Below are 20,437 nucleotides of genomic sequence, written 5' to 3'. Positions count from 1 at the left end.
TGTGCCCCAAAAACGAAAGCTTAGTGGTAGCAAGCTTTTTGTGAAAAAGTTCGGCGGCACTTCGGTGGGTTCTATTGAACGTATCGAAGCAGTCGCTGAGCAGATTACAAAGTCAGCTCACAATGGTGAGCAGCAAGTCTTAGTTTTATCAGCGATGGCGGGTGAGACTAATCGCTTGTTTGCACTGGCAGCACAAATTAATCCGCGGGCCTCGGCGCGCGAATTAGACATGTTAGTGTCAACGGGTGAGCAAGTGAGCATTGCCTTGATGTCGATGGCGTTACAGCGCCGCGGTATTAAGGCGAAATCCCTTACGGGCGATCAAGTACAAATTCATACTAATAGTCAATTCGGCCGTGCCAGCATCGAGCGAGTGGATACTGAGTATTTGCAATCCCTGCTAGCCGATGGTGTTGTGCCGATCGTTGCAGGGTTTCAAGGCATCGATCCTCAAGGTGAAGTGACCACATTAGGACGCGGTGGTTCAGATACCACTGCTGTAGCTTTAGCGGCGGCGTTAGAAGCCGATGAATGCCAGATTTTTACCGATGTGGCAGGGGTATTCACCACAGATCCGAATATTGATAGCAGTGCTCGTCGTCTCGATGTGATTGGGTTTGATGTGATGCTCGAAATGGCAAAGTTGGGCGCTAAAGTACTGCATCCCGATTCAGTTGAATACGCCGAGCGTTTTCGTGTGCCATTGCGAGTCTTGTCGAGCTTTGAAGCTGGGCAGGGGACGTTAATCCAATTTGGCGACGAGTCTGAACTCACTATTGCCTCGTTAGTTCAAGGTATTGCGATTAATAAGGCGCTGGCAACGCTGACGATTGAAGGGCTGTTTACCACCAGTGAACGCTATCAAGCGTTATTAGGCTGTTTAACGCGATTGGAAATCGATGTGGAATTTATTTCTCCATTGAGGATCCACGAGGATGATCCTTCGGGTCGAGTCAGTTTTATGCTCGCTGAAGCTAAGGTTGATACTCTGCTTAATGAGCTCGAAGGCTTAAGCGAAAGCCTTGCTCTCGGACCATTGATTATCGAACGGCAACGTGCAAAAGTATCTTTAGTTGGCAAAGGTTTACAGGCAAAAATGGGATTATTGACTAAGATGTTAGAAGTCTTGGGTAATGAAACTATTCATGCTAAGTTACTCACGACGTCAGAGAGTAAATTGTCAACCGTTATCGATGAAAGGGACTTACACAAGGCGGTTCGGGCGTTACATCACGCTTTCGAGCTAAATAAGGTGTAATTAAATAACCGTTTGAGTATTGAATACTATTAATTTGTACTAAGCTGACCTTATAATAAGCCCATCTACCGGATGAGTGCCGTGTGTAAGCTGAATTAAGAAATAAAGGAGCTATCGAATGCTGATTTTGACTCGTCGTGTTGGCGAAACACTGATGATTGGTGATGAAGTCACAGTTACAGTGCTAGGGGTAAAAGGCAATCAAGTGCGTATTGGTGTGAATGCACCAAAAGAGGTTTCTGTTCACCGTGAAGAAATCTACCAACGCATTCAATCTGAAAAATCAGGTACACCATCGGAAGGTGGTAACTTTTAGTACCTTGTTTTGGCAAGAGTATTACGGTAACAGAAGAGTCAGTTTTTTAACTGGCTTTTTTATTTTTTAGACCGAAAGATTGGCGCAAATCAATACATTGGCTTGATATAACAGCAATGTGATTAAAAACAGTTCAAATGGAATCTGTTTCGGAAAAAGGGTTTGACTTATTTTCGTCAAACAGTAATATGTGCGCCAAGAAAACGGAGAGGTGGCCGAGTGGCCGAAGGCGCTCCCCTGCTAAGGGAGTATGGGCTTTAACTCCCATCGAGGGTTCGAATCCCTCCTTCTCCGCCATTTCTTACCGATAGAAAACAGTGCGCGTGTAGCTCAGCTGGATAGAGTACCTGGCTACGAACCAGGCGGTCGGAGGTTCGACTCCTTCCACGCGCACCATTTTTTTATTGAAAAAGTAAACTTAGATACAAGTCGCGCGTGTAGCTCAGCTGGATAGAGTACCTGGCTACGAACCAGGCGGTCGGAGGTTCGACTCCTTCCACGCGCACCATCTCTGCATTAGTTAATCTTTAACTCATCAGTTTTGAATTTCAGTTAGAAATTTTGTAGATAATTGCTTATAGCAAAATGTTAAAATGCGCGTGTAGCTCAGCTGGATAGAGTACCTGGCTACGAACCAGGCGGTCGGAGGTTCGACTCCTTCCACGCGCACCAATTTAGATTAATATGATTTCGGTCGTATTAATGTTTACCGTTTTAAATGCGCGTGTAGCTCAGCTGGATAGAGTACCTGGCTACGAACCAGGCGGTCGGAGGTTCGACTCCTTCCACGCGCACCAATTTAAATTAATATGATTTAGGTCGTATTAGTGTTTTACAGTTTAACATGCGCGTGTAGCTCAGCTGGATAGAGTACCTGGCTACGAACCAGGCGGTCGGAGGTTCGACTCCTTCCACGCGCACCAATATAGTTAACGAGATTCGTCTTGTTGATTTAAAGCGTTAAACGCGGAGAGGTGGCCGAGTGGCCGAAGGCGCTCCCCTGCTAAGGGAGTATGGGCTTTAACTCCCATCGAGGGTTCGAATCCCTCCTTCTCCGCCATTCTATTCTCTTAGTCGAGGGGAATAGAATAAATTTGCGAGATAAAAGTGCTTATCCTAGACTCAATCATGATTGGATCTGTTAGAAGTACAAAAACGAGTTTGCGCGTGTAGCTCAGCTGGATAGAGTACCTGGCTACGAACCAGGCGGTCGGAGGTTCGACTCCTTCCACGCGCACCATATAGATAAGCCCTGCAAGCAATTGCAGGGCTTTTTTATTTTTAAATCTGTGGCGGTTTGACCCGTTTTGGCTTTCTCCGCTTCTGTCTAATTCTCTTGGTATCACCATCTTTTGCTTTATACCAATCACATGAAGTATTTAATCAGTTCAGAGCCTCACAGGCATCTCAATCCAAGGCGCATTGGCGTAGAAATGGAAGTCAATGCAACAGGGGAGTGGGATGTCTATGAGGCCTCCTAAGGGCGCAGATGTTAACGGCATGGAAACGCGCTTCATGCTGCGTTCAAGGCTTTTGACAGAGACCACTATGCTTTCAAGCCTTCGCCTTGTCTAAAGCGCGTTGAACTCCCGCTGAATGAATAGATATTTAATATTATTGGTGTTAGATATGCGTGTAGGTGTCACAGTGTCAGTATTGAGCGTCTTAGCTGTGGTTTAGTGACTGTTTGAGGAGAGCAATCAAGTAGACCGTGCAGGACAGTTTAAGGGCTCAGAAGAGATTTACCTGTAATAGCACGTTCACTATAGACTTAAAGCGATTAGTTTATAAATCCATCAAGGCTGCCGAATTGAACACATCATTTATTATAGGAGTATCGTGGTCCATTATCCTGAGGCGATATTTAGTAGTGGCACTGCAATATTAGTAGGATTATCAGGATAGAAATTCTTGGTGATAATTTTGAGCCGCTTACGTTTTTGACTGAATGATTCTGTTCATATCATAAGTCCAAATGACTATGCTAACGATTACATAACTTATTAAGTGTAAGTTGTTTTACTTCCATGGATAACTTGAAATTTACAATTCTAATTAACCATAGGCTGCTGCAAAATTAGGATTTTTTCGAATGGATCATTATTAGGGTATTGGTGAATTTTTTTATTCGAATTCAGGTAGTTTGAGTTAAATCTGTTAGACTGGCAATGTAATGCTTGAACAGTACTTATGAGGGTTGTTATGCGAGCGAACTGGGATCTAGTATTAGAAAAGATTTTGAGCCACAGCAATTATGAAGATCTTTCTGTATTGTTTCATTTACTGTTAACCGAAGAAGAGCGTAGTGCCGTTGCCGGTCGCTTAAAGGTATTTCAGTTGTTATTGGATGGGGATATGAGCCAAAGGCACATAGCTGCAGAATATGAAGTGAGTATTGCGACGATCACCCGTTGCTCTAATTACTTGAAAAATATGTCTCCCGACCATAGAGCGAAAGTTCAAAAATTGATTGGTTAGTACTCTTATGAAAACAAGCCCTGTAGACATCATTTGTGCTTGTTTTGGTAACAGCCTTAAGGCGTGATGGGCAGCTTATGGCGACGATAGAGTGAACGACGCACCAGAATATATAGGCCATAACTAAGTAAGCAGATGGCCAGAATTGGGTAAAGGTCTTTGGGAAGGAATTTAAAGATAGCCAATGCCGCTATGAGATAGATAAAAGGTAAGAAGTTATAAATCATCTCGGGAAGATAGCCCGACTTACGACGTCTTACCGAGTCAGTTCGACGGTTTTGAGAACGCATAACATAGATCCTCGCACCTAAGACGAACACTACTGTAGCCGCAACTAGGGCATAGTCGATGTCGAGTGCAATAAAACTCGAACTGCCGAGCGCCATGTAGCCAAAAGGCAAAATCTCGTAAAGGGGTTTGGTTAACATAAGCACTCCGTCGCTTAACTCAGGTTGATATCAATATCTAATTGAAAATATTCATATAAAATTTGAATACTTCAATTTACCAGTCAGTTATTTATCTATTACAAATATTATAAACGCTTGCGTATAAAAAATGCACGACCTTAAATTAAGGGCGTGCATCTTCAAAGTTTAAACTATGGCAGTTCAATCGCTTAGGGGTGAGCTATTTCTAGCTCACCTTGGGCAACAATCTGTATTTAACCGCGGCAACCACAGCCGCCATTGCCGTCACAACCTGTTTTAGGTGTGTCACAGGCTTCGTGCTCTTCATGGTGATGTCCATGATCGTGGTCTGACCCACCACAACAGCCGCCAGCTTCTTCTTTGCCTGAACCGCCACAGCATCCACCGCCGTGATCGTGATCATGTCCATGGCTTCCACAACCGCCTTGGGCATGAATGTGGCCATGGGCGATTTCTTCGGCAGAGGCTTCGCGAACGTCAACGATTTCGACGCTGAAATTGAGCGATTGGCCCGCTAAAGGATGGTTGCCATCGACGATAACCACATCGTCTTTCACTTCCATGACTTGAACTGGGCGTTGACCCATTTCAGTTTCGGCGATAAAGCGCATACCTGGGACGATATCTTCGATATCACCAAAGGCTTCTAATGGCACGGCTTGACGTAGGCCATCGTGGTAAGGGCCATAGGCTTCTTCGGCACTAATAGTGACATCGAGTTTTTCGCCTTTGGTTTTACCATCTAATGCGGCTTCTAAACCTGGGATCAGGTTTTCAGTGCCGTGCAGATATAGCATAGGTTCAGAGTCGAAAGAGTCTTCTAATAGTCTGCCTTCTTGATCTGATAAACGGTAATGAATGGTTACCGCGCTGTGTTGAGTGATCTTCATATCGCCTCCAATTCGGAATGTGCGCGCATAATAACGTGCTTTTTTAGTGCTGGCGATAATTTGAAGTGGCTTATGTTAGATATCGCACAGCTTTTTTTTCGGCAGATTAAAGCCAGTTTTACGCGGTGCAGCATGTGTAATGTGATTTTTGCGCGTTAGCCTGTCAATTTGGTCTGAGTGATGAGGTAGAACAAATAACGCATTAGTTAAAAGTGAACTATAAATAATTATCTGAAAAATAAGTGATTATCTAATAGCTTTCTCGATTTGTTACGTTAACGTCAACAGTTATCTATTGCATAAATCGCATTTTTACCCCTAGAAAACTTTATATTAACTAATCTTGATACAGTATTTTATCGAGTGTGAAGATTTGCTGATAAATAATCCATTTTAGGGGTTGACAAGCGCGGGTAAAAAAAGCAATTCTGTTTATCAAGAAATTAACATGGATTAGCCCAAACACATGCATAGCCTAGGTTTCGTAGTAACTACCATTATTACAACCACCACTACAACAACAGTGGGGGCGGGCTGATACACCCTAAAGAATTTTAACAATGAGCCCGCTTCCCACAAAGAAGCGGGCTTTTTTGTTTATAGCTCTTATTTCTAAGTCGGGCGCGGTACAGGAGAACAAGATGAAAGTAATGAAATTTGGTGGTACCTCGCTTGCAAATTGGCAGCGATTCTCGATGGCTGCGGATATCGTTGCCAAGTCATCTAAGCTAGAACCCGTAGCCACAGTGCTATCGGCCCCTGCAACTGTGACGAATGCTTTATTAGAAATGGTCGACGTAGCCGTTAAAGGTGAAGAATATTTACCTGTGCTGCAGCACGTTGAGCGGGTATTTACTTCGCTGTACCAAGACGCCGTTAACTCAGTGTTGTCGAGTGAGCAAAGCGAACAGCTTTTTTCTGGACTCAATGCCCAGCTAGTGATCTGGCAGGATAGATTACGTGGTATCGGATTACTGCAAGAGTGTCCCGATGGCATCCGCGCTGAAATCGTGGTCGCAGGTGAGCGTTTATCAGCTGCCTTGATGGAACAAGTGATGATATCAAAGGGGATCACTTCGGCTCAGCTTGACCCACGCGCCTTATTTTTAGGTCGTGGTCGTCCGTTAGAATCTGTCGTTGATATCGCTGTGAGTAAGCCAAGGTTTCGCGCGTTGGCATTAGGTGAAAAACGCGTATGGGTGATGCCGGGATTCACCGCCGCCGATGAACAGGGCAAAGTGGTGACGTTAGGCCGTAATGGTTCTGACTATTCTGCTGCCGTGCTCGCCGCCTGTTTGGATGCTTCAAGTTGTGAAATCTGGACCGATGTTGACGGTGTTTATAATACCGATCCCCGTGTGGTTGCCGACGCTAAACTCTTGTCTCAGCTCAGCTATCAAGAGGCGATGGAGCTGTCCTATTTTGGTGCTAAAGTATTGCACCCTAAGACGATTGCCCCTATTGCTCAGTTCCATATTCCCTGTTATATCAAAAACAGTTTTAACCCCGATGCCCCCGGCACTCTGGTTTCAAACCAAGCCGATGAAACCGGCTTGCAGGTTAAAGCTATCTCCAATTTAGATAACCAGACCATGTTCGATATTTCAGGCCCAGGTATGAAGGGCATGGTTGGGATGGCGAGCCGTACTTTAGCGGCGATTTCCCGCAGCGGCGTGTCTGTGTCTTTAATCACTCAAAGTTCTTCTGAATACAGTATTAGTTTCTGTGTGGCGACGTCTGACTCGGCCAAAGTGAAGTGGGCATTAGAGCAAGAATTTGAATTAGAAATAAAAAGTGACTTGCTTGAACCTATCGCTATGCGCCATGAACTGGCAATTGTGTCCTTGATTGGTGATGGCATGCGCACCCATAAAGGGGTGGCGGCGCGTTTCTTCCAAGCGTTAGCACAGGCAAGCGTGAACATTATCGCCATCGCCCAAGGTTCGTCCGAGCGCTCGATTTCGACAGTGATCGAGCAGCGTAAGACTAAGCATGCGGTGGCGGCTTGTCATCAAGGCTTTTTCGATGTGCAGCAATATTTAGATGTGTTTTTAGTCGGTTGCGGCAATGTGGGCGCGGGCCTGCTCGAACAGATAAAACAACAGTCTGCCATGCTCAAAGAGCAGCACATCAGTATCCGTGTTTGCGGCATAGTGAATTCGAACAAGATGTTACTCGACAGTGCGGGTATCGATTTAAGCAACTGGTCTAGTTTGCTTGCCGATAGTCAGCAAGCCTGCGATATCCCAGCGTTACTGGCATGGGTGAAAGAGCAACAATTGCTTAATCCAGTGCTGGTGGATTGCACTTCGAGCGAGCAAGTATCGGATCTGTATTTGGATGTGATGAACTCAGGTTTGCATGTGGTCACGCCGAACAAAAAGTCGAACACACGCGATTATGCTTATTACCAAGCGCTTCGCCAAACGGCCTTAAAACAGCGCCGCCAATTTTTATACGAAACCACAGTCGGCGCGGGTTTACCTGTGATCGATAACCTGAAAAAACTGTTATTTGCGGGTGATAAACTGCATAAGTTTAACGGTATTTTATCGGGCTCTTTATCCTTTATCTTCGGCATGCTCGATGAAGGTATGACGCTTTCCGAGGCGACAGGTCTTGCGCGGGAAAAATGTTTTACTGAGCCCGATCCCCGTGATGATTTGAGTGGTATGGATGTGGCGCGTAAGGTGCTCATCCTTGCCCGTGAAGTGGGACTAAAGCTAGAACTCAGTGACGTGCAGGTTGAATCTGTATTGCCCGACGAGTTTGATGATTCAGGCGATGTCGAAAGCTTTATGGCGCGTTTGCCGCAGGTTGATGCTGCTATTGCCGCTAAAGTGGCGCAGGCCAAAGCCCAAGGTAAAGTGCTGCGTTATGTGGGGCAAATTGAAGACGGTGTGTGCCGTGTGCGTATCGCCGAAGTCGATGCACAAGATCCTCTTTATAGTGTTAAAGGCGGCGAAAATGCCTTGGCATTCTACAGCCGTTATTATCAGCCCATTCCCTTTGTGCTGCGCGGTTATGGCGCGGGAACGGAAGTGACTGCCGCTGGCGCTTTTGCCGATGTATTAAGAACCTTGAATTGGACTCGTGAGGTGAGTGTATGAGTTTGACCGTTTATGCTCCAGCCTCTATGGGTAACGTGGGAGTCGGATTTGATTTACTGGGCGCCGCTTTGGCGCCTATCGATGGCAGTTTACTGGGCGACAGAGTGACTATCGCGGCGGCAGAGTCGGGTGTGAGTCTGGCGCAGACTGGTGCTTGGGCCCATAAACTGCCTGAAAATCCGCAAGACAATATTGTGTACCAATGTGCCGAATTCTTCTTAACCGCACTGAGTAAGGAGTATTTAGAAGCGCTTGGTAAAGCAGATGAAGGCTTAGCGCTGACACTGGAAAAGAACCTGCCCGTTGGCAGTGGTTTAGGTTCGAGTGCAAGTTCAGTCGTAGCGGCGTTATATGCCTTGAATGAACATTTTGACAGACCTTACAGCGAGCAAGCCCTGCTGGAACTGATGGGCGAGTTTGAAGGTAAGATCAGCGGCAGTGTGCACTATGACAACGTCGCCCCCTGTTATTTGGGCGGCATGCAATTGATGCTCAATGTGCCGGGCACTGTATGTGAAGCGATACCGAGTTTTAAAGAATGGTATTGGGTTGTGGCCTATCCAGGCATTTCACTCTCAACGGCGATGATGCGTAAACTTATGCCCGACCAATACGATAAAAGTGTCACTATCGATTTTGGCCGTTATTTAAGTGCCTTTGTACATGCCTCTTACCAGCAAAATGCCAAGCTTGCGATCAGCGTGTTAAAAGATGTGTTAGCCGAGCCTTACCGCGCCGCCGCGATTCCCGGTTACGACAATGCTAGAGCCGCGTTAGCCGATTTAGGCATGTTGACGACGGGGATTTCTGGCAGTGGCCCAACGCTATTTTCGATTACCGATGATTTAGCCACGGCCAATGCGGCTAAAGCTTGGTTAGAACAGCATTATTTGACCGAGGCGGGTGGCTTTGCCCATGTATGTCGCCTCGATGAGCAAGGCACGCGCAGGGTCGATTAATCGTTAATTTAGTTAAGACTAAGCACCAGAATTAGCATTTAAGCTTTAGCATCAAAAGGTTGAGTTAGCATGGAACTATATAATTTAAAACACCCTTCGCAGAAAGTGAGCTTTAAAGAAGCGGTACAATTGGGGTTAGGTAAAGACAGAGGTTTATTCTTCCCGACCCAAATACCCGTATTAGACGATATTGAAGGGTTACTGGCGCTGCCATTCGTTGAGCGCAGTAAAAAAGTGCTCGGTGCATGGCTTGCCTCTGAATTAGGCCAAGATGCGGTCGATGAACTGGTTGAGCGTGCCTTTAACTTCGAGTTACCTTTGGTTGCCGTCGATGAGCAGCGCGCTTGCCTCGAACTGTTTCACGGTCCTACTCTGGCATTTAAAGATTTTGGTGCGCGTTTTATGGCGCAATGCGTCAATGCCTTTGTCGGCGACACACGTTTAACCATTCTGACTGCGACTTCCGGTGACACTGGCGCCGCGGTGGCTGATGCCTTTTATGGGCTTGAGAAAGTCAATGTGGTGGTGCTCTATCCTAAGGGCAAGATCAGTGAGCTACAGGAGAAGATGTTCACGACTCTAGGCAAAAATATCCACACAGTCGCTATCGAGTCTGACTTTGATGCCTGCCAAGATCTGGTTAAACGCGCCTTTGATGATCCAGAAGTCCGCGATGGGCTGAGCTTAAACTCGGCAAATTCTATTAACATCAGCCGCTTACTCGCGCAAATTTGCTATTACTTTGAAGCGGTTGCCCAGTCTAAGCAGCGGCAAAGTGCCGATCCTGTGATTTCAGTGCCAAGCGGTAATTTTGGTAACCTTACCGCAGGTTTATTTGCCAAAGCCATGGGGTTACCGGTTAAACGCTTTATCGCCGCCACCAATGCTAACGATACTGTGCCGCGCTATTTAGAAAACGGCCAATGGCAGCCCAATCAAACCCAAGCGACTATGTCCAATGCGATGGATGTGAGTGAGCCCAGTAACTGGCCGCGAGTAGAAGCGATTTGTGAGAAGTTAGGCTGGCCACTGAGTAACTTAGTGGGGATCCGTTTATCCGAGGAGCAAACCTCACAGGCATTAGCCGAGTTATATGCTCAAGGTTATGTGTCTGAGCCCCATGCGGCGATCGCGGCTAAGGCATTATCTTTAACCTTAGTGCCTGACGAAGTGGGCATATTTCTAGGGACGGCGCATCCCGCTAAATTTAAGGATGTCGTAGATAGGGAGCTAAAGCTTGACTTACCCCTACCGGCCGAGCTTGAGGCGGTGGCGACTAAGACAATTTTATCTGCAGAGTTACCCGCAGACTTTGCCGGACTGAAAGCGCACTTGTTCAAAATCTTAACCTAAGCTGCTTGTACTTAACGTATCAGCCTATCGGTGAGATAACATAGCGTTACAGAAGAGAAGGGAGCTTAGCTCCCTTTTTTATCAGCACAATTTTGATCAATACATTTTTATAAATACATTGCCAATAAGTACACGTTTTACAAATGCATTTTTTATAAGTGCACTCTTTACAGGTGTAAGCAAGATAACGATAAATTGATGAAACTGTGTTGCAGGTAAGCATAAAAAAACTTTTGTTTAACTACATGATATTAAATTAATATTTGTAACTTATTGTATTGCATTCGGTTATGTAAGTGTGATCTGGTTCACAATTTTATCGGTTTTAATTGTTTATGTTCACCCGCGTGTTTAATCAGTGGGTTGAGTGATTTGTCTAGATTTTTTTTATTAAGTGTCTGTGTTTGCGTTTTAGTCTCTGGGTGCGCAGCCGAGCAACGGGAGTTATATCGGCGCATAAATGTGGCCTACGATTTTGAAGTGACCCACTGCGACAGTTTTGCCATCGTCACTGGAGTGAGCCGGCGCGAGAATAATCTAGATGAAGCCAAAGATTCTGCCATAGCTCAGGGAGAGCAATTGGGCGGCACGCACATCGTTTGGTTACAGACTGATATGGGCGATCCCACTAAGGTTGTTGCTGTTATTTATAAGTGTCAGATTTAGCGAGCTTAAATTTTAACTTTAACTTGAGCTTATTTATTCAGTCTGAGTTTTTAGGCTAAGTGAATTAAATCGATGACATTGAACGCCCTAGCCACAGTCCTTTTTTGTTGCTATTCTCCGCGCCCTATTTAGGTTAATTACTATGTTCTGACTGGTGTTTATGGCGCGCTGTCTAAGTGCCAACTACGCTTATTTAGGTATTAAAACACTGTGGAAGCCTGACGTTGAACTGTTTTGCTTCATCTTCATCAGGAGAGGATCGCCAACTTAAGGGGCAAGTAACTTAGCCTATGTCACTGTTTAAATACGTTCCTGTCTTATTTTTGCTTTCTTTAGCCTTGCCTGCTCAAAGTACATTGCAGGTTAATAGCCCTTTACCTTGTCAAAAAACCATTAAAGTCGGTTATAACGACTGGGCTCCCTATGCTTGGCAAGATCCCCAAGGAGAAGCACAAGGTTTAGATGTGGATCTGATGCGGGCATTTGCCGTGTATCTTGGTTGCAAAATCAATTTTATTAATGTGCCAGCTAAGCGATCGCACCAGATGTTGAAAGCTGGGCAATTAGATGTGCTGATGGGGGCGACAATGACGGATGAACGTCAGGCTTATGCACATTTTTCCAGTTATTATCGAGACGAAGAACTGCGATTATTCGTGCTCGATGAGCAAAAAGATCAGATTAATGTCGATAAGTGGGAAGACATTTTTACCAAGAAATTACGTCTGCTTGTGCCTTCAAGCGGTTGGTATGGCGTTGATTATCAAGAGTCTCAATATCGATTAGAGCAGGAGCACTTATTGGTATTGAGCCCTGACTCAGATAAGTCGGTACAAATGCTCACCTATGGCCGCGGGGATATGATCGTCGGCGATACTATGGCCATGCCCTATATTGCCAGTCAGCATCAGCACATTAAGCTAGTGCCACTTAAATTAGTGTTAGATCAAAACCATATCCATTTAATGCTCAGTAAAGCGAGTATGACGCCAAGCCAGTTAGAGCAGTTTAATCATGCGATTAAGGCCATGATGGATAACGGTGAAATTGCACGAGTAATCAATAAATGGCAACAAATGTCACTAGCGAAACAATCCAATATGAGCCGCCTAAGCAGTCCATTAAAGACGCTGTACGTCAGCCCGTAATCATGCCTTAACATTTGTTCTTAATATTAGCCCTTAACACTTGCCCTTCAACTACGCCGATCACGTCTCACTTTTAATGATTTTTATCGTGGATCAACAGAGTAACGCTATGATTTTTGGTTATTTGCACTAAAGAATATTGTTTTTTACTCAGTTGTTTTCTCGCGATTTAAGATGTGACACATTTGCTAAAACTTCTCTGGCTCGAAGTTACTGAACTCTCTATTAAATTCTGCTAGTTTGGTGAGCTAAATTGTCATGCTTTGGGTTTGATTGCGTTTTTTTACAAAAGCCCATGGCAAGAATGTCTTCGCTCACTCTGCTAGCAAAATCTCGTCGTTAAAGAGTCCATTGCTAAAAATAACAATAGGATAGAGGTCATACATGAAACTTCGCCATTCTGTCGCCTGCTGTATGCTTGCCCTAGGTACATTCACTGCGGCCCAAGCCATCGCTGCCAATGCGGTGAGTAATCAAGGCTATTACCGCGCGCCAGCCCTGCACGATCAAACCTTAGTCTTTACCGCTGAAGGGGATTTATGGACTCAGACCTTAGGCCAAAAAGCGGCGACGCGCTTAACGAGTTTACCCGCAGAGGAGCTAGGTGCCACCATTTCAGCCGATGGTAAGTGGGTTGCTTACGTGGCCAATTATGAAGGCGCGAGCGAAGTGTATGTGATCCCAGTTGCGGGTGGTGTGGCCAAACGGGTGAGTTTCGAGAATAGCCGTGTGCGGGTTCAAGGTTGGACCCCAAAAGGCGAGATTTTATATTCCACCGACAGTGGTTTTGGCCCCGCGAATAATTGGATGCTACGCAGTGTCGATCCTAAAACCCTCACGACCACAGATTTACCCTTAGCCGATGCGGTCGAAGGTGTGATTGATGATCGCAACGAATATGTGTATTTCACCCGCTTTGGCCTGCAAGTCACTGGCGATAACGCCAAAGTGTACCGTGGCGGCGCAAAGGGCGAATTATGGCGCTTTAAACTCGGCAGCAAAACCGAAGCCCAGTTGCTCAGCGGCCAGCACGACGGCTCAGTACGTCAACCTATGCTATGGCAAGACAGACTCTATTTTATCAGCGACAGCGATGGTAACGACAACCTCTGGTCGATGGCGCTCGATGGTTCAGATGCAAAACAGTTGACCCAATTTAAAGATTGGCAAGTCCGCGGCGCGCAGATGGATCAAGGCAAAGTGGTCTTCCAGCAGGGCGCTGATATCCATGTATTTGATATCGCCGCCGCGAAAGACGCATTACTCAATATCGAACTCACGTCCGATTTTGCCCAGCGCCGTGAGCACTGGGTGAAAGATCCTATGGATTATGCATCCTCCACCGATTTAGCCCTTGCTGGCGATAAAGTGGTGATCACCGCCCGCAGCCATGTGGCAATTGCGGGTGTTGATGGCTCGCGCTTAGTTCAAGTTGCGCTGCCAGGGACTTATCGCGTGAGAGAAGCGATATTGAGTCAAGATGGCAAGTCTGTTTATGCGATTAGCGACATGACAGGCCAACAGGAAATTTGGCAATTCCCCGCCGATGGCAGCAGTGGCGCTAAGCAGCTGACGAAAGACGGTCATACCTTAAGAATGAGCCTGAATCTGTCCAGTGACGGTCGATTTATCGCCCACGACGATAACGATGGCAATGTTTGGCTGCTCGACTTAAAGAAAAATATCAATCAAAAAATCATCACTAATGGTGAGGGACTTGGGCCTTATGCCGATATTCGCTGGTCCGGAGACAGCCGTTTTATCGCATTAACTAAGTCAGAAATTGGTAAACAAAGACCGCAAATTGTCCTTTACTCTGTGGATGAAAATAAGGCCGAGACGCTCACCAGCGATAAGTACGAATCCTATTCGCCAACCTTTAGCAGTGACGGCCAGTGGTTATATTTCCTGTCAAATCGCCAATTCAGCGCCACGCCAAGTTCACCTTGGGGCGATAGAAACATGGGCCCAGTGTTTGATAAACGCAGCCAAATTTTTGCCATCGCCTTAGTTAATAATGCCAAATTCCCCTTTAGTAAACCCAATGAACTCAGCGTTAACCAAGCTGACAAAACGGATGCTAAGGATAAACCGAATCCGGTGAAAATCGATTGGTCTGGTATTTCGCAGCGTCTATGGCAAGTGCCTGTTGATTCAGGTAATTACAGTGAACTGCGCGCCGTAGATGGCAGGCTTTATCTGCTCGACCAAGCGATGGGTGATGATGCTGAACCGAGTCTGATGACCATCAAGTTTGATCCATTAAGCCCTAAAGCTGAGGTTTTTGCCGAGGATATTGGCCATTATGCGGTTTCTGCCGATGGCAAAAAGCTGATGCTGCGTAAGTTCAGCAATGACAAGGCGCTAATGATTGTCGACGGTGGCGATAAGCTAGGCGATACCGACAATGCCAAAGTGCAAACGGATCAATGGCAATTAGCGATTTCTCCCCAGCTTGAATGGCAACAAATGTTTGAAGATGCTTGGTTGATGCACAGAGAATCTTTCTTCGATAAGAAGATGCGGGGCCTCGATTGGCAAGCGACCAAAGCTAAGTATCAACCTTTGCTTGACCGCCTGACTGACCGTAACGAACTGAACGATATCTTCATGCAAATGATGGGCGAATTAGATTCATTACACTCACAGGTGCGCGGCGGTGATTTCCCCAAAGATCCCGATGCGGCTAAAGCAGCTAGCCTAGGTGCGCGCCTACAGCAAACTGTAGATGGCGTTAAAATTGCGCATATTTACAGTAACGATCCTGAGTTGCCAGCTAACGCTTCACCGTTAAATCGTATCGAAGTCGATGCCAAAGAAGGCGATGTGCTGCTGGCCATCAATGGCACGCCAGTGGCGAACGTGGCTGATGTCACGCGTTTATTGCGCAATCAACAGGACAAGCAAGTATTGCTGCAACTTAAGCGTGGCAGCCAAACCCATAAAACCATCGTCATGCCCGTCAGCGCTATGGTGGACAGCCAATTACGTTATTTAGATTGGGTGAGCCATAACGCGGCAGTGGTCGAGGATGCGAGTAAGGGCAAGATTGGTTATTTGCACTTATATGCCATGGGCGGCGGAGATATTGAAAATTTCGCCCGTGAGTTTTATACCAATTACGATAAAGACGGTTTGATTATCGACGTTCGCCGTAACCGCGGCGGCAATATCGACAGTTGGATTATTGAGAAGTTATTGCGCCGCGCTTGGGCGTTTTGGCAACCGACTCACGGCACGCCAAACACCAATATGCAGCAAACCTTCCGTGGCCATTTAGTCGTGTTAACCGATGAGTTGACTTATTCCGACGGTGAAACCTTCTCAGCGGGAATTAAAGCGCTGGGTATTGCACCGCTAATTGGTAAACAAACGGCAGGGGCTGGCGTGTGGTTATCTGGGCGAAATTCGCTGACCGATAAAGGTATGGCGCGAGTGGCCGAGTATCCACAGTATGCAATGGATGGTCGCTGGGTGCTGGAAGGGCATGGTGTAACGCCGGATATCGAAGTCGATAACTTACCTTTTGCCACCTTTAACGGTAAAGATGCCCAGCTTGAGACTGCGATAAGTTATTTGAAGGATGAGTTGGTTAAGCAGCCTGTTCCAGCCTTAAAAGCGCAACCTCTGCCGGCAAAAGGCATGGCACAGGATATTAAAGCTAAGTAATTGATATTTAAATTCAGTATTTAACTAAAATTTAAGGTATCTCAGTTAGCATAGTCGCGTACAAAGTTAGGGTGTTGTCTCTTAGTTCCCGAGACAACACCCATTTTTATGCCCATTCATTAATATTCTTACTCGTTTCTGCGTAAATCTGCATAGTGTTCACTTGCTGTTGTTGGGCAATGTGATTAACTGTCATCGCTCTTGCGTCTTCGTTATGGCTTAGGTAATAGGCCGTTGGCGCCGAAATCCCTTGGCTTGTTCCTGTTGCTATATTGGTCATATCGGCGATCACTTGGTATTTCATCTTCGCGTGTTTCAATTCGACTAAGGTTTCTATGTTATCCCTCAGTGCTGGCATTTCAGCTGGTTTTTTCGCATTCGCCGCCAATTGTTTTGCATCGCGAGAAAGCGTTACTGTATCCGTTGAGACTGGTGTGCTGGTTTGAGTGGCATTGTTAACCTGTGCAAATTCAGCGTTGGAGACATTTTTTTGTGGGCTGACAGACGGGGAATATCGCAGTGGTTGAATGTGCATCTTTTAACTCCAACAGTTGGCACTAAGTTATACCAATCGTACGGTTTAAAAGCTGGACATGAGCTGAATCATGGAAAAGGTTTCGGGGATGCGGATGGTAAGACTCTGTGTGGGGGCGGCGACGGTGATTCGGTGATGGTAATGAGTTAAACTGTTATTGAGCTGCGGTGCGGCAATAAAAAAGCCCGCTTAGGAAACCATTAGCGGGCCGTAGACATCAGCACAAATCTTAAAACTTGATGTGAATATCTGTCGCTAAACTATTGGCGATAAAGCAATTTACATGTGCTTTTTCGTGAATTTTCTCAAGGGTTTCTTGGCTGACTTCAACCCCTTCGGCAAACATGACCTTAGGATTCAGCACCATCTTAGTGACGGCCAACTTGCCCGCTTCGTTTTTACCCAGCTCTGCAGTGGCATTGTCCACATAGGACGTCACAGGTAAGCGCTTAAGATGTGTTATTGCGAGAAAGGTTAACATATGGCATGAGGATAACGCCGCTAGCAGGCTTTCCTCTGGGTTTATATTCTGCCCATTGCCTTTATATTCCGGTGCCGACGAGGCTTGAATCGTCTGGCCGCTGCCAAAGGTAATACTGTGGTCTCGACAAAATTCGCCTTCTTCGGCGGGCGAGGTTTGCCAGTTAACCGTTAAGTTAAAGCCCATTATTTTCTCCTATCTGAAGGACATCAGGGCACTATAGCCTAGCGGTGCGCACTTAGCCATGACCTGTGGCCCAGTGCGGCAGGAAGTTATAGCCCAGCGCTCAGTAATAGACTGCTAGTGAGTACGCTGCCAGCGACGATACCAATCGGTAAATGGCGTGGACTGTAGCTTAACGTCAGTATGACCAGCATTGCTGCCAAGGAAATGATCCCCATAAACAAAATGCTACCGTAGGTCCAGCCTTGATCGCTCGCGCAGGCACTTAAGCTAAATGCCAGTAATAACCAAGCAAACAAGGTGAGCAAATGGCTCTGCCATTGTGCTGGTGGACGGTTAAACACATCCTTAAAATGCCCAAACTTAGCTAAGGCGAATAGGGCCAGTGAGAGATAACTTAAGCCTAAGATCCCAAGTACAGGGATAAATTCTGGCATCATGATTTGGCTTCCTCCAATGAAGACGGCGAGGTAAGTTCGTTGGCTAGGGATGTTTGTGGCTCGCTGCGGCGTGCTTTATTCGCCTTGGTATTCGGTGCATTGAATGCGGGTCTTGCTGGGCGCTTGGCTGGGGCTTTAGCAATTAAAGTTAATCTTTTGCTGGCAAATAGCATAGCGCCGCCAAGTAGAATGGCGAGCACGTCAAATCCGACTAAAGGCCATTGATGGGATTGGATGTTATCGATGAGATTGCTCGGCGATGTGAAGGCATTGAGCACGGGCAGTGCACAGCACAAACTGCCTGTGATTATCAATGCCGTTTGCCACTGGCGACGTGAACGGCCAAAGAAAGCCCACACTCCCATTGCCGCTAACGCGATAAAGAAGCTGTGAACTTCCCATTCGGAGCGGCCTGCAAAACTTGTCGATAGCAGACGGTTTGCGTAAAAGAAGCTCACAGCGCCTAAGGGTAATCCTAAGATAAACATGAAGTTTAACCCTTCGACGAGACGTAATCCCAAGCTTGGTTTCTCGCCTTTATCTATGGCTTTCTGTTGTTTTTGACGTAGGCGAATGGCCCACATCAAAGTGCCTGTAGCGACCATAGCGCAACCTAATAAGCCGCAGAAAAAGAATAATATGCGTAATAATGGGGCGGCAAAACGCGCCGTGTGTAGCGACATCATAGTGTCGTAGGTGACTGACGCCCCCGAGGCTTCATGCGGGCTGGCATACTTAAGCTCACCATTGACCCCGTTAAATATCAAAATGTTGGCCTCATCGGTCACATCTTTACCTGTGTTTTGGTAAAAGGTCACTTGGCTATTTTGATCTTTAGGGTATGACACTATCACTTGCTTAATTGGCGCATCGCCCCAAGCGGCTTGTACTTGCGGCAGTAATTGACTCAGTTGCACCTGTGGCGCGCTAATCCCCGTAGCTTTCTCGGTTTGTCTGGCGGGATTAAGTTCTTTTAAAAAGGCTTGGTTGTCACCCGAATAGGCGGTATCCACCGTCCACGGAATATAGATCAACATCAGGGTGATAAGCCCGGTATAAGTGATCATCAGATGGTAGGGCAGGGCGATGACAGAGCTCACATTGTGCGCATCTAACCAAGAGCGGGCGCCCTTGTCGCGTCTAAAGCTGAACATATCCTTGAAGATCCGCTTGTGGATCACTATGCCGCTGATAAGGGCGATCAGCATAAACATAGTACAAATGCCGACGATATATCGAGCCGTAATTGCGGACATATAATGCAAGTCAAAATGCAGACGATAGAAGAAATCGCCGCCGCGACTTGCGCGCACTTCTGAGATCATGCCGCTGCCATCGGCGAGGGCGACATGTTCTTCAGTCTTGCCGCGACGTTGACCTTTTTCTGGCGGTAGTTGCCAGCTAACACTTTGAAAGGGTTTACGTTCGGTCGGAAAACCTATCATCCAGCGCTGCGCCGATTCGGGCGAATGCGCTGCGATATAATCTTGGCCTTTATCCAGCTGGTTTGCGAGCGTATCGGCTTGATAGTTTTGATAAACCCCTTGGTGTAATTCGGGTTCGTTCCAAAGGCTGATCTCATGGCGGAAATAGCTCAAGCTACCCGCAAAAAAGATCAACAATAACACCCAACACACGAGCAAACCTGCCCAAGTATGTAGCCAAGATAAGGTTCTAAAAAATGTTTCTTTCATCTTACTGTCCACACACCTGAAGCAAACCAAAACATAACAAACTCACTAGGCCTAGATCTCGCCATGCATGCCAGGTTTTACGTACACAAAAAGCGTAAATAATGGCGATGGCATAAAACAGAAAAGCCAACATATTGGCCGTTATTGTGCTTTCGAAGCGGGGCATTGGTAGCACGACTGTCAGCAGGCAAGCCAAGGTGGCCGCCGCAATATAACCCGCCAGCAGTGCGGCGCTCGCGCGGGCAAAGACTTTGAAGGCAAACTGCGATTGCTCTTGCTTAAACCATCGCGCAATTTGCACAATCCCCCGTGAAATCAGTGAGAAAGAGCGCGTTTGCACTGCAGATGATTGCGTTGACGTTTCAAACGCGGGTGTATTAGACATAAGTGCCACTTCTCATTTCGAGCCAATATGGGTCCGTTATGGCTATCCGTTACGGTTAATTCTGCAAAGTGTGCTTGAGCTTTCTGGTTTAACGGCAGAAGACTCGGCTTAACGGTGAATGCATTTCTATTAACAGGGGATAGCTAACCGCGAGAAGTATAACTTAGTTAATTCAAATGATAAACGATATCATTTAGATTCGAATGTAAATATGTGATCTTGGACTAACGGAGGTGCAGATTGTTACTAGGTTGTGTTTTTGTATTTTTTTAGCTTTGAATATAAATCTTTTAAATCAAAGGCTAAAAATTTATGGTTAATATATTGTGAATGATAAGTTATGAATACGTATGCATCCCATTGAGGCGAAAAACGCTACACCGTTAGTATGACACTTTGATTGCCCTATGTTTCTTGGATTGATGTGGTGAATAGAACATC

At 46.2% G+C, this 20,437-nt stretch carries 16 protein-coding genes and 8 tRNA genes; 17 read left to right on the top strand and 7 right to left on the bottom strand.

The genetic code is table 11. The features are described 5' to 3' along the window. The first annotated feature begins 1 nt into the window (after position 1). The 11 genes from Q4Q52_RS07100 to trpR all read left to right on the top strand — a co-directional run bounded on the left by Q4Q52_RS07100 (position 2) and on the right by trpR (position 4,052). Positions 2-1,258, top strand: a complete 1,257-nt coding sequence (locus Q4Q52_RS07100; RefSeq protein ID WP_006082603.1) for an aspartate kinase — start codon at positions 2-4, stop codon at positions 1,256-1,258. A gap of 118 nt (positions 1,259-1,376) precedes the next feature. Next, positions 1,377-1,574, top strand: a complete 198-nt coding sequence (gene csrA, locus Q4Q52_RS07095) for a carbon storage regulator CsrA (protein ID WP_006082602.1) — start codon at positions 1,377-1,379, stop codon at positions 1,572-1,574. A 205-nt stretch (positions 1,575-1,779) separates the two neighbouring features. After that, positions 1,780-1,871, top strand: a tRNA-Ser gene (locus Q4Q52_RS07090). A 22-nt stretch (positions 1,872-1,893) separates the two neighbouring features. Then, positions 1,894-1,970, top strand: a tRNA-Arg gene (locus Q4Q52_RS07085). A gap of 35 nt (positions 1,971-2,005) precedes the next feature. Beyond that, positions 2,006-2,082 (top strand) — tRNA-Arg (locus Q4Q52_RS07080). 87 nt (positions 2,083-2,169) lie between these two features. Then, positions 2,170-2,246, top strand: a tRNA-Arg gene (locus Q4Q52_RS07075). A gap of 48 nt (positions 2,247-2,294) precedes the next feature. Then, positions 2,295-2,371 (top strand) — tRNA-Arg (locus tag Q4Q52_RS07070). A 49-nt stretch (positions 2,372-2,420) separates the two neighbouring features. Continuing rightward, positions 2,421-2,497 (top strand) — tRNA-Arg (locus tag Q4Q52_RS07065). A gap of 45 nt (positions 2,498-2,542) precedes the next feature. Beyond that, positions 2,543-2,634, top strand: a tRNA-Ser gene (locus Q4Q52_RS07060). A gap of 103 nt (positions 2,635-2,737) precedes the next feature. Next, positions 2,738-2,814: transfer RNA gene (locus Q4Q52_RS07055), tRNA-Arg, on the top strand. A gap of 962 nt (positions 2,815-3,776) precedes the next feature. After that, positions 3,777-4,052 (top strand): trp operon repressor, encoded by a 276-nt coding sequence (gene trpR, locus Q4Q52_RS07050; protein WP_063882757.1) that lies wholly within the window; start codon positions 3,777-3,779, stop codon positions 4,050-4,052. Between the two features lie 56 nt (positions 4,053-4,108). On the opposite strand, the gene Q4Q52_RS07045 is transcribed toward trpR, so the two are convergent. Both Q4Q52_RS07045 and slyD read right to left on the bottom strand, forming a co-directional pair. Continuing rightward, positions 4,109-4,480: a hypothetical protein gene (locus Q4Q52_RS07045; RefSeq protein WP_107948605.1), complete on the bottom strand. Its 372-nt coding sequence runs from the start codon at positions 4,478-4,480 to the stop codon at positions 4,109-4,111. Between the two features lie 236 nt (positions 4,481-4,716). Beyond that, positions 4,717-5,373, bottom strand: coding sequence for a peptidylprolyl isomerase (gene slyD, locus Q4Q52_RS07040; RefSeq protein ID WP_006085085.1), 657 nt, complete (start codon positions 5,371-5,373; stop codon positions 4,717-4,719). A 641-nt stretch (positions 5,374-6,014) separates the two neighbouring features. On the opposite strand from slyD, the gene thrA reads away from it, so the two are divergent. The 6 genes from thrA to Q4Q52_RS07010 all read left to right on the top strand — a co-directional run bounded on the left by thrA (position 6,015) and on the right by Q4Q52_RS07010 (position 16,278). Then, positions 6,015-8,483: a bifunctional aspartate kinase/homoserine dehydrogenase I gene (thrA, locus tag Q4Q52_RS07035; protein WP_012088617.1), complete on the top strand. Its 2,469-nt coding sequence runs from the start codon at positions 6,015-6,017 to the stop codon at positions 8,481-8,483. Then, on the top strand, positions 8,480-9,442 hold the full coding sequence (gene thrB / locus Q4Q52_RS07030) for a homoserine kinase (protein WP_311990192.1): 963 nt from the start codon (positions 8,480-8,482) through the stop codon (positions 9,440-9,442). The genes thrA and thrB overlap by 4 nt, the downstream gene beginning before the upstream one ends. A gap of 69 nt (positions 9,443-9,511) precedes the next feature. Further along, entirely contained in the window at positions 9,512-10,795 is a 1,284-nt protein-coding gene (thrC, locus tag Q4Q52_RS07025; protein WP_311990191.1) for a threonine synthase, read from the top strand. A gap of 363 nt (positions 10,796-11,158) precedes the next feature. Continuing rightward, positions 11,159-11,461 carry a hypothetical protein gene (locus Q4Q52_RS07020; protein ID WP_259582428.1) on the top strand — a complete coding sequence of 101 codons (303 nt, stop codon included), beginning with the start codon at positions 11,159-11,161 and terminating at the stop codon, positions 11,459-11,461. A 290-nt stretch (positions 11,462-11,751) separates the two neighbouring features. After that, positions 11,752-12,609 (top strand): transporter substrate-binding domain-containing protein, encoded by an 858-nt coding sequence (locus Q4Q52_RS07015; protein ID WP_311891927.1) that lies wholly within the window; start codon positions 11,752-11,754, stop codon positions 12,607-12,609. A gap of 384 nt (positions 12,610-12,993) precedes the next feature. After that, positions 12,994-16,278: a S41 family peptidase gene (locus Q4Q52_RS07010; protein WP_311990190.1), complete on the top strand. Its 3,285-nt coding sequence runs from the start codon at positions 12,994-12,996 to the stop codon at positions 16,276-16,278. A 106-nt stretch (positions 16,279-16,384) separates the two neighbouring features. Here the strand turns inward: Q4Q52_RS07010 and Q4Q52_RS07005 are convergent, their stop codons facing one another. From Q4Q52_RS07005 to Q4Q52_RS06985, 5 genes are all read right to left on the bottom strand, one after another. Then, complete coding sequence (locus Q4Q52_RS07005; RefSeq protein WP_311990189.1) at positions 16,385-16,813, bottom strand: hypothetical protein; 429 nt, start codon at positions 16,811-16,813, stop codon at positions 16,385-16,387. A gap of 229 nt (positions 16,814-17,042) precedes the next feature. Then, complete coding sequence (locus tag Q4Q52_RS07000; protein WP_259527046.1) at positions 17,043-17,480, bottom strand: OsmC family protein; 438 nt, start codon at positions 17,478-17,480, stop codon at positions 17,043-17,045. 86 nt (positions 17,481-17,566) lie between these two features. Further along, a complete protein-coding gene (locus tag Q4Q52_RS06995) occupies positions 17,567-17,917 on the bottom strand; it encodes a DUF3325 domain-containing protein (protein ID WP_311990188.1) in 351 nt (116 codons plus the stop codon). Continuing rightward, positions 17,914-19,611 carry a PepSY-associated TM helix domain-containing protein gene (locus tag Q4Q52_RS06990; RefSeq protein WP_311990187.1) on the bottom strand — a complete coding sequence of 566 codons (1,698 nt, stop codon included), beginning with the start codon at positions 19,609-19,611 and terminating at the stop codon, positions 17,914-17,916. The genes Q4Q52_RS06995 and Q4Q52_RS06990 overlap by 4 nt, the downstream gene beginning before the upstream one ends. A gap of 1 nt (position 19,612) precedes the next feature. Further along, positions 19,613-19,996: a DUF3649 domain-containing protein gene (locus Q4Q52_RS06985; RefSeq protein ID WP_006085094.1), complete on the bottom strand. Its 384-nt coding sequence runs from the start codon at positions 19,994-19,996 to the stop codon at positions 19,613-19,615. Positions 19,997-20,437 lie beyond the last annotated feature (441 nt).

Source organism: Shewanella sp. SP1S2-4, assembly GCF_031932075.1.
GTDB lineage: Bacteria > Pseudomonadota > Gammaproteobacteria > Enterobacterales > Shewanellaceae > Shewanella > Shewanella baltica.
The sequence above is the reverse complement of the archived record's forward strand: the minus strand, read 5'-3'. Positions and strand labels throughout refer to the sequence as shown.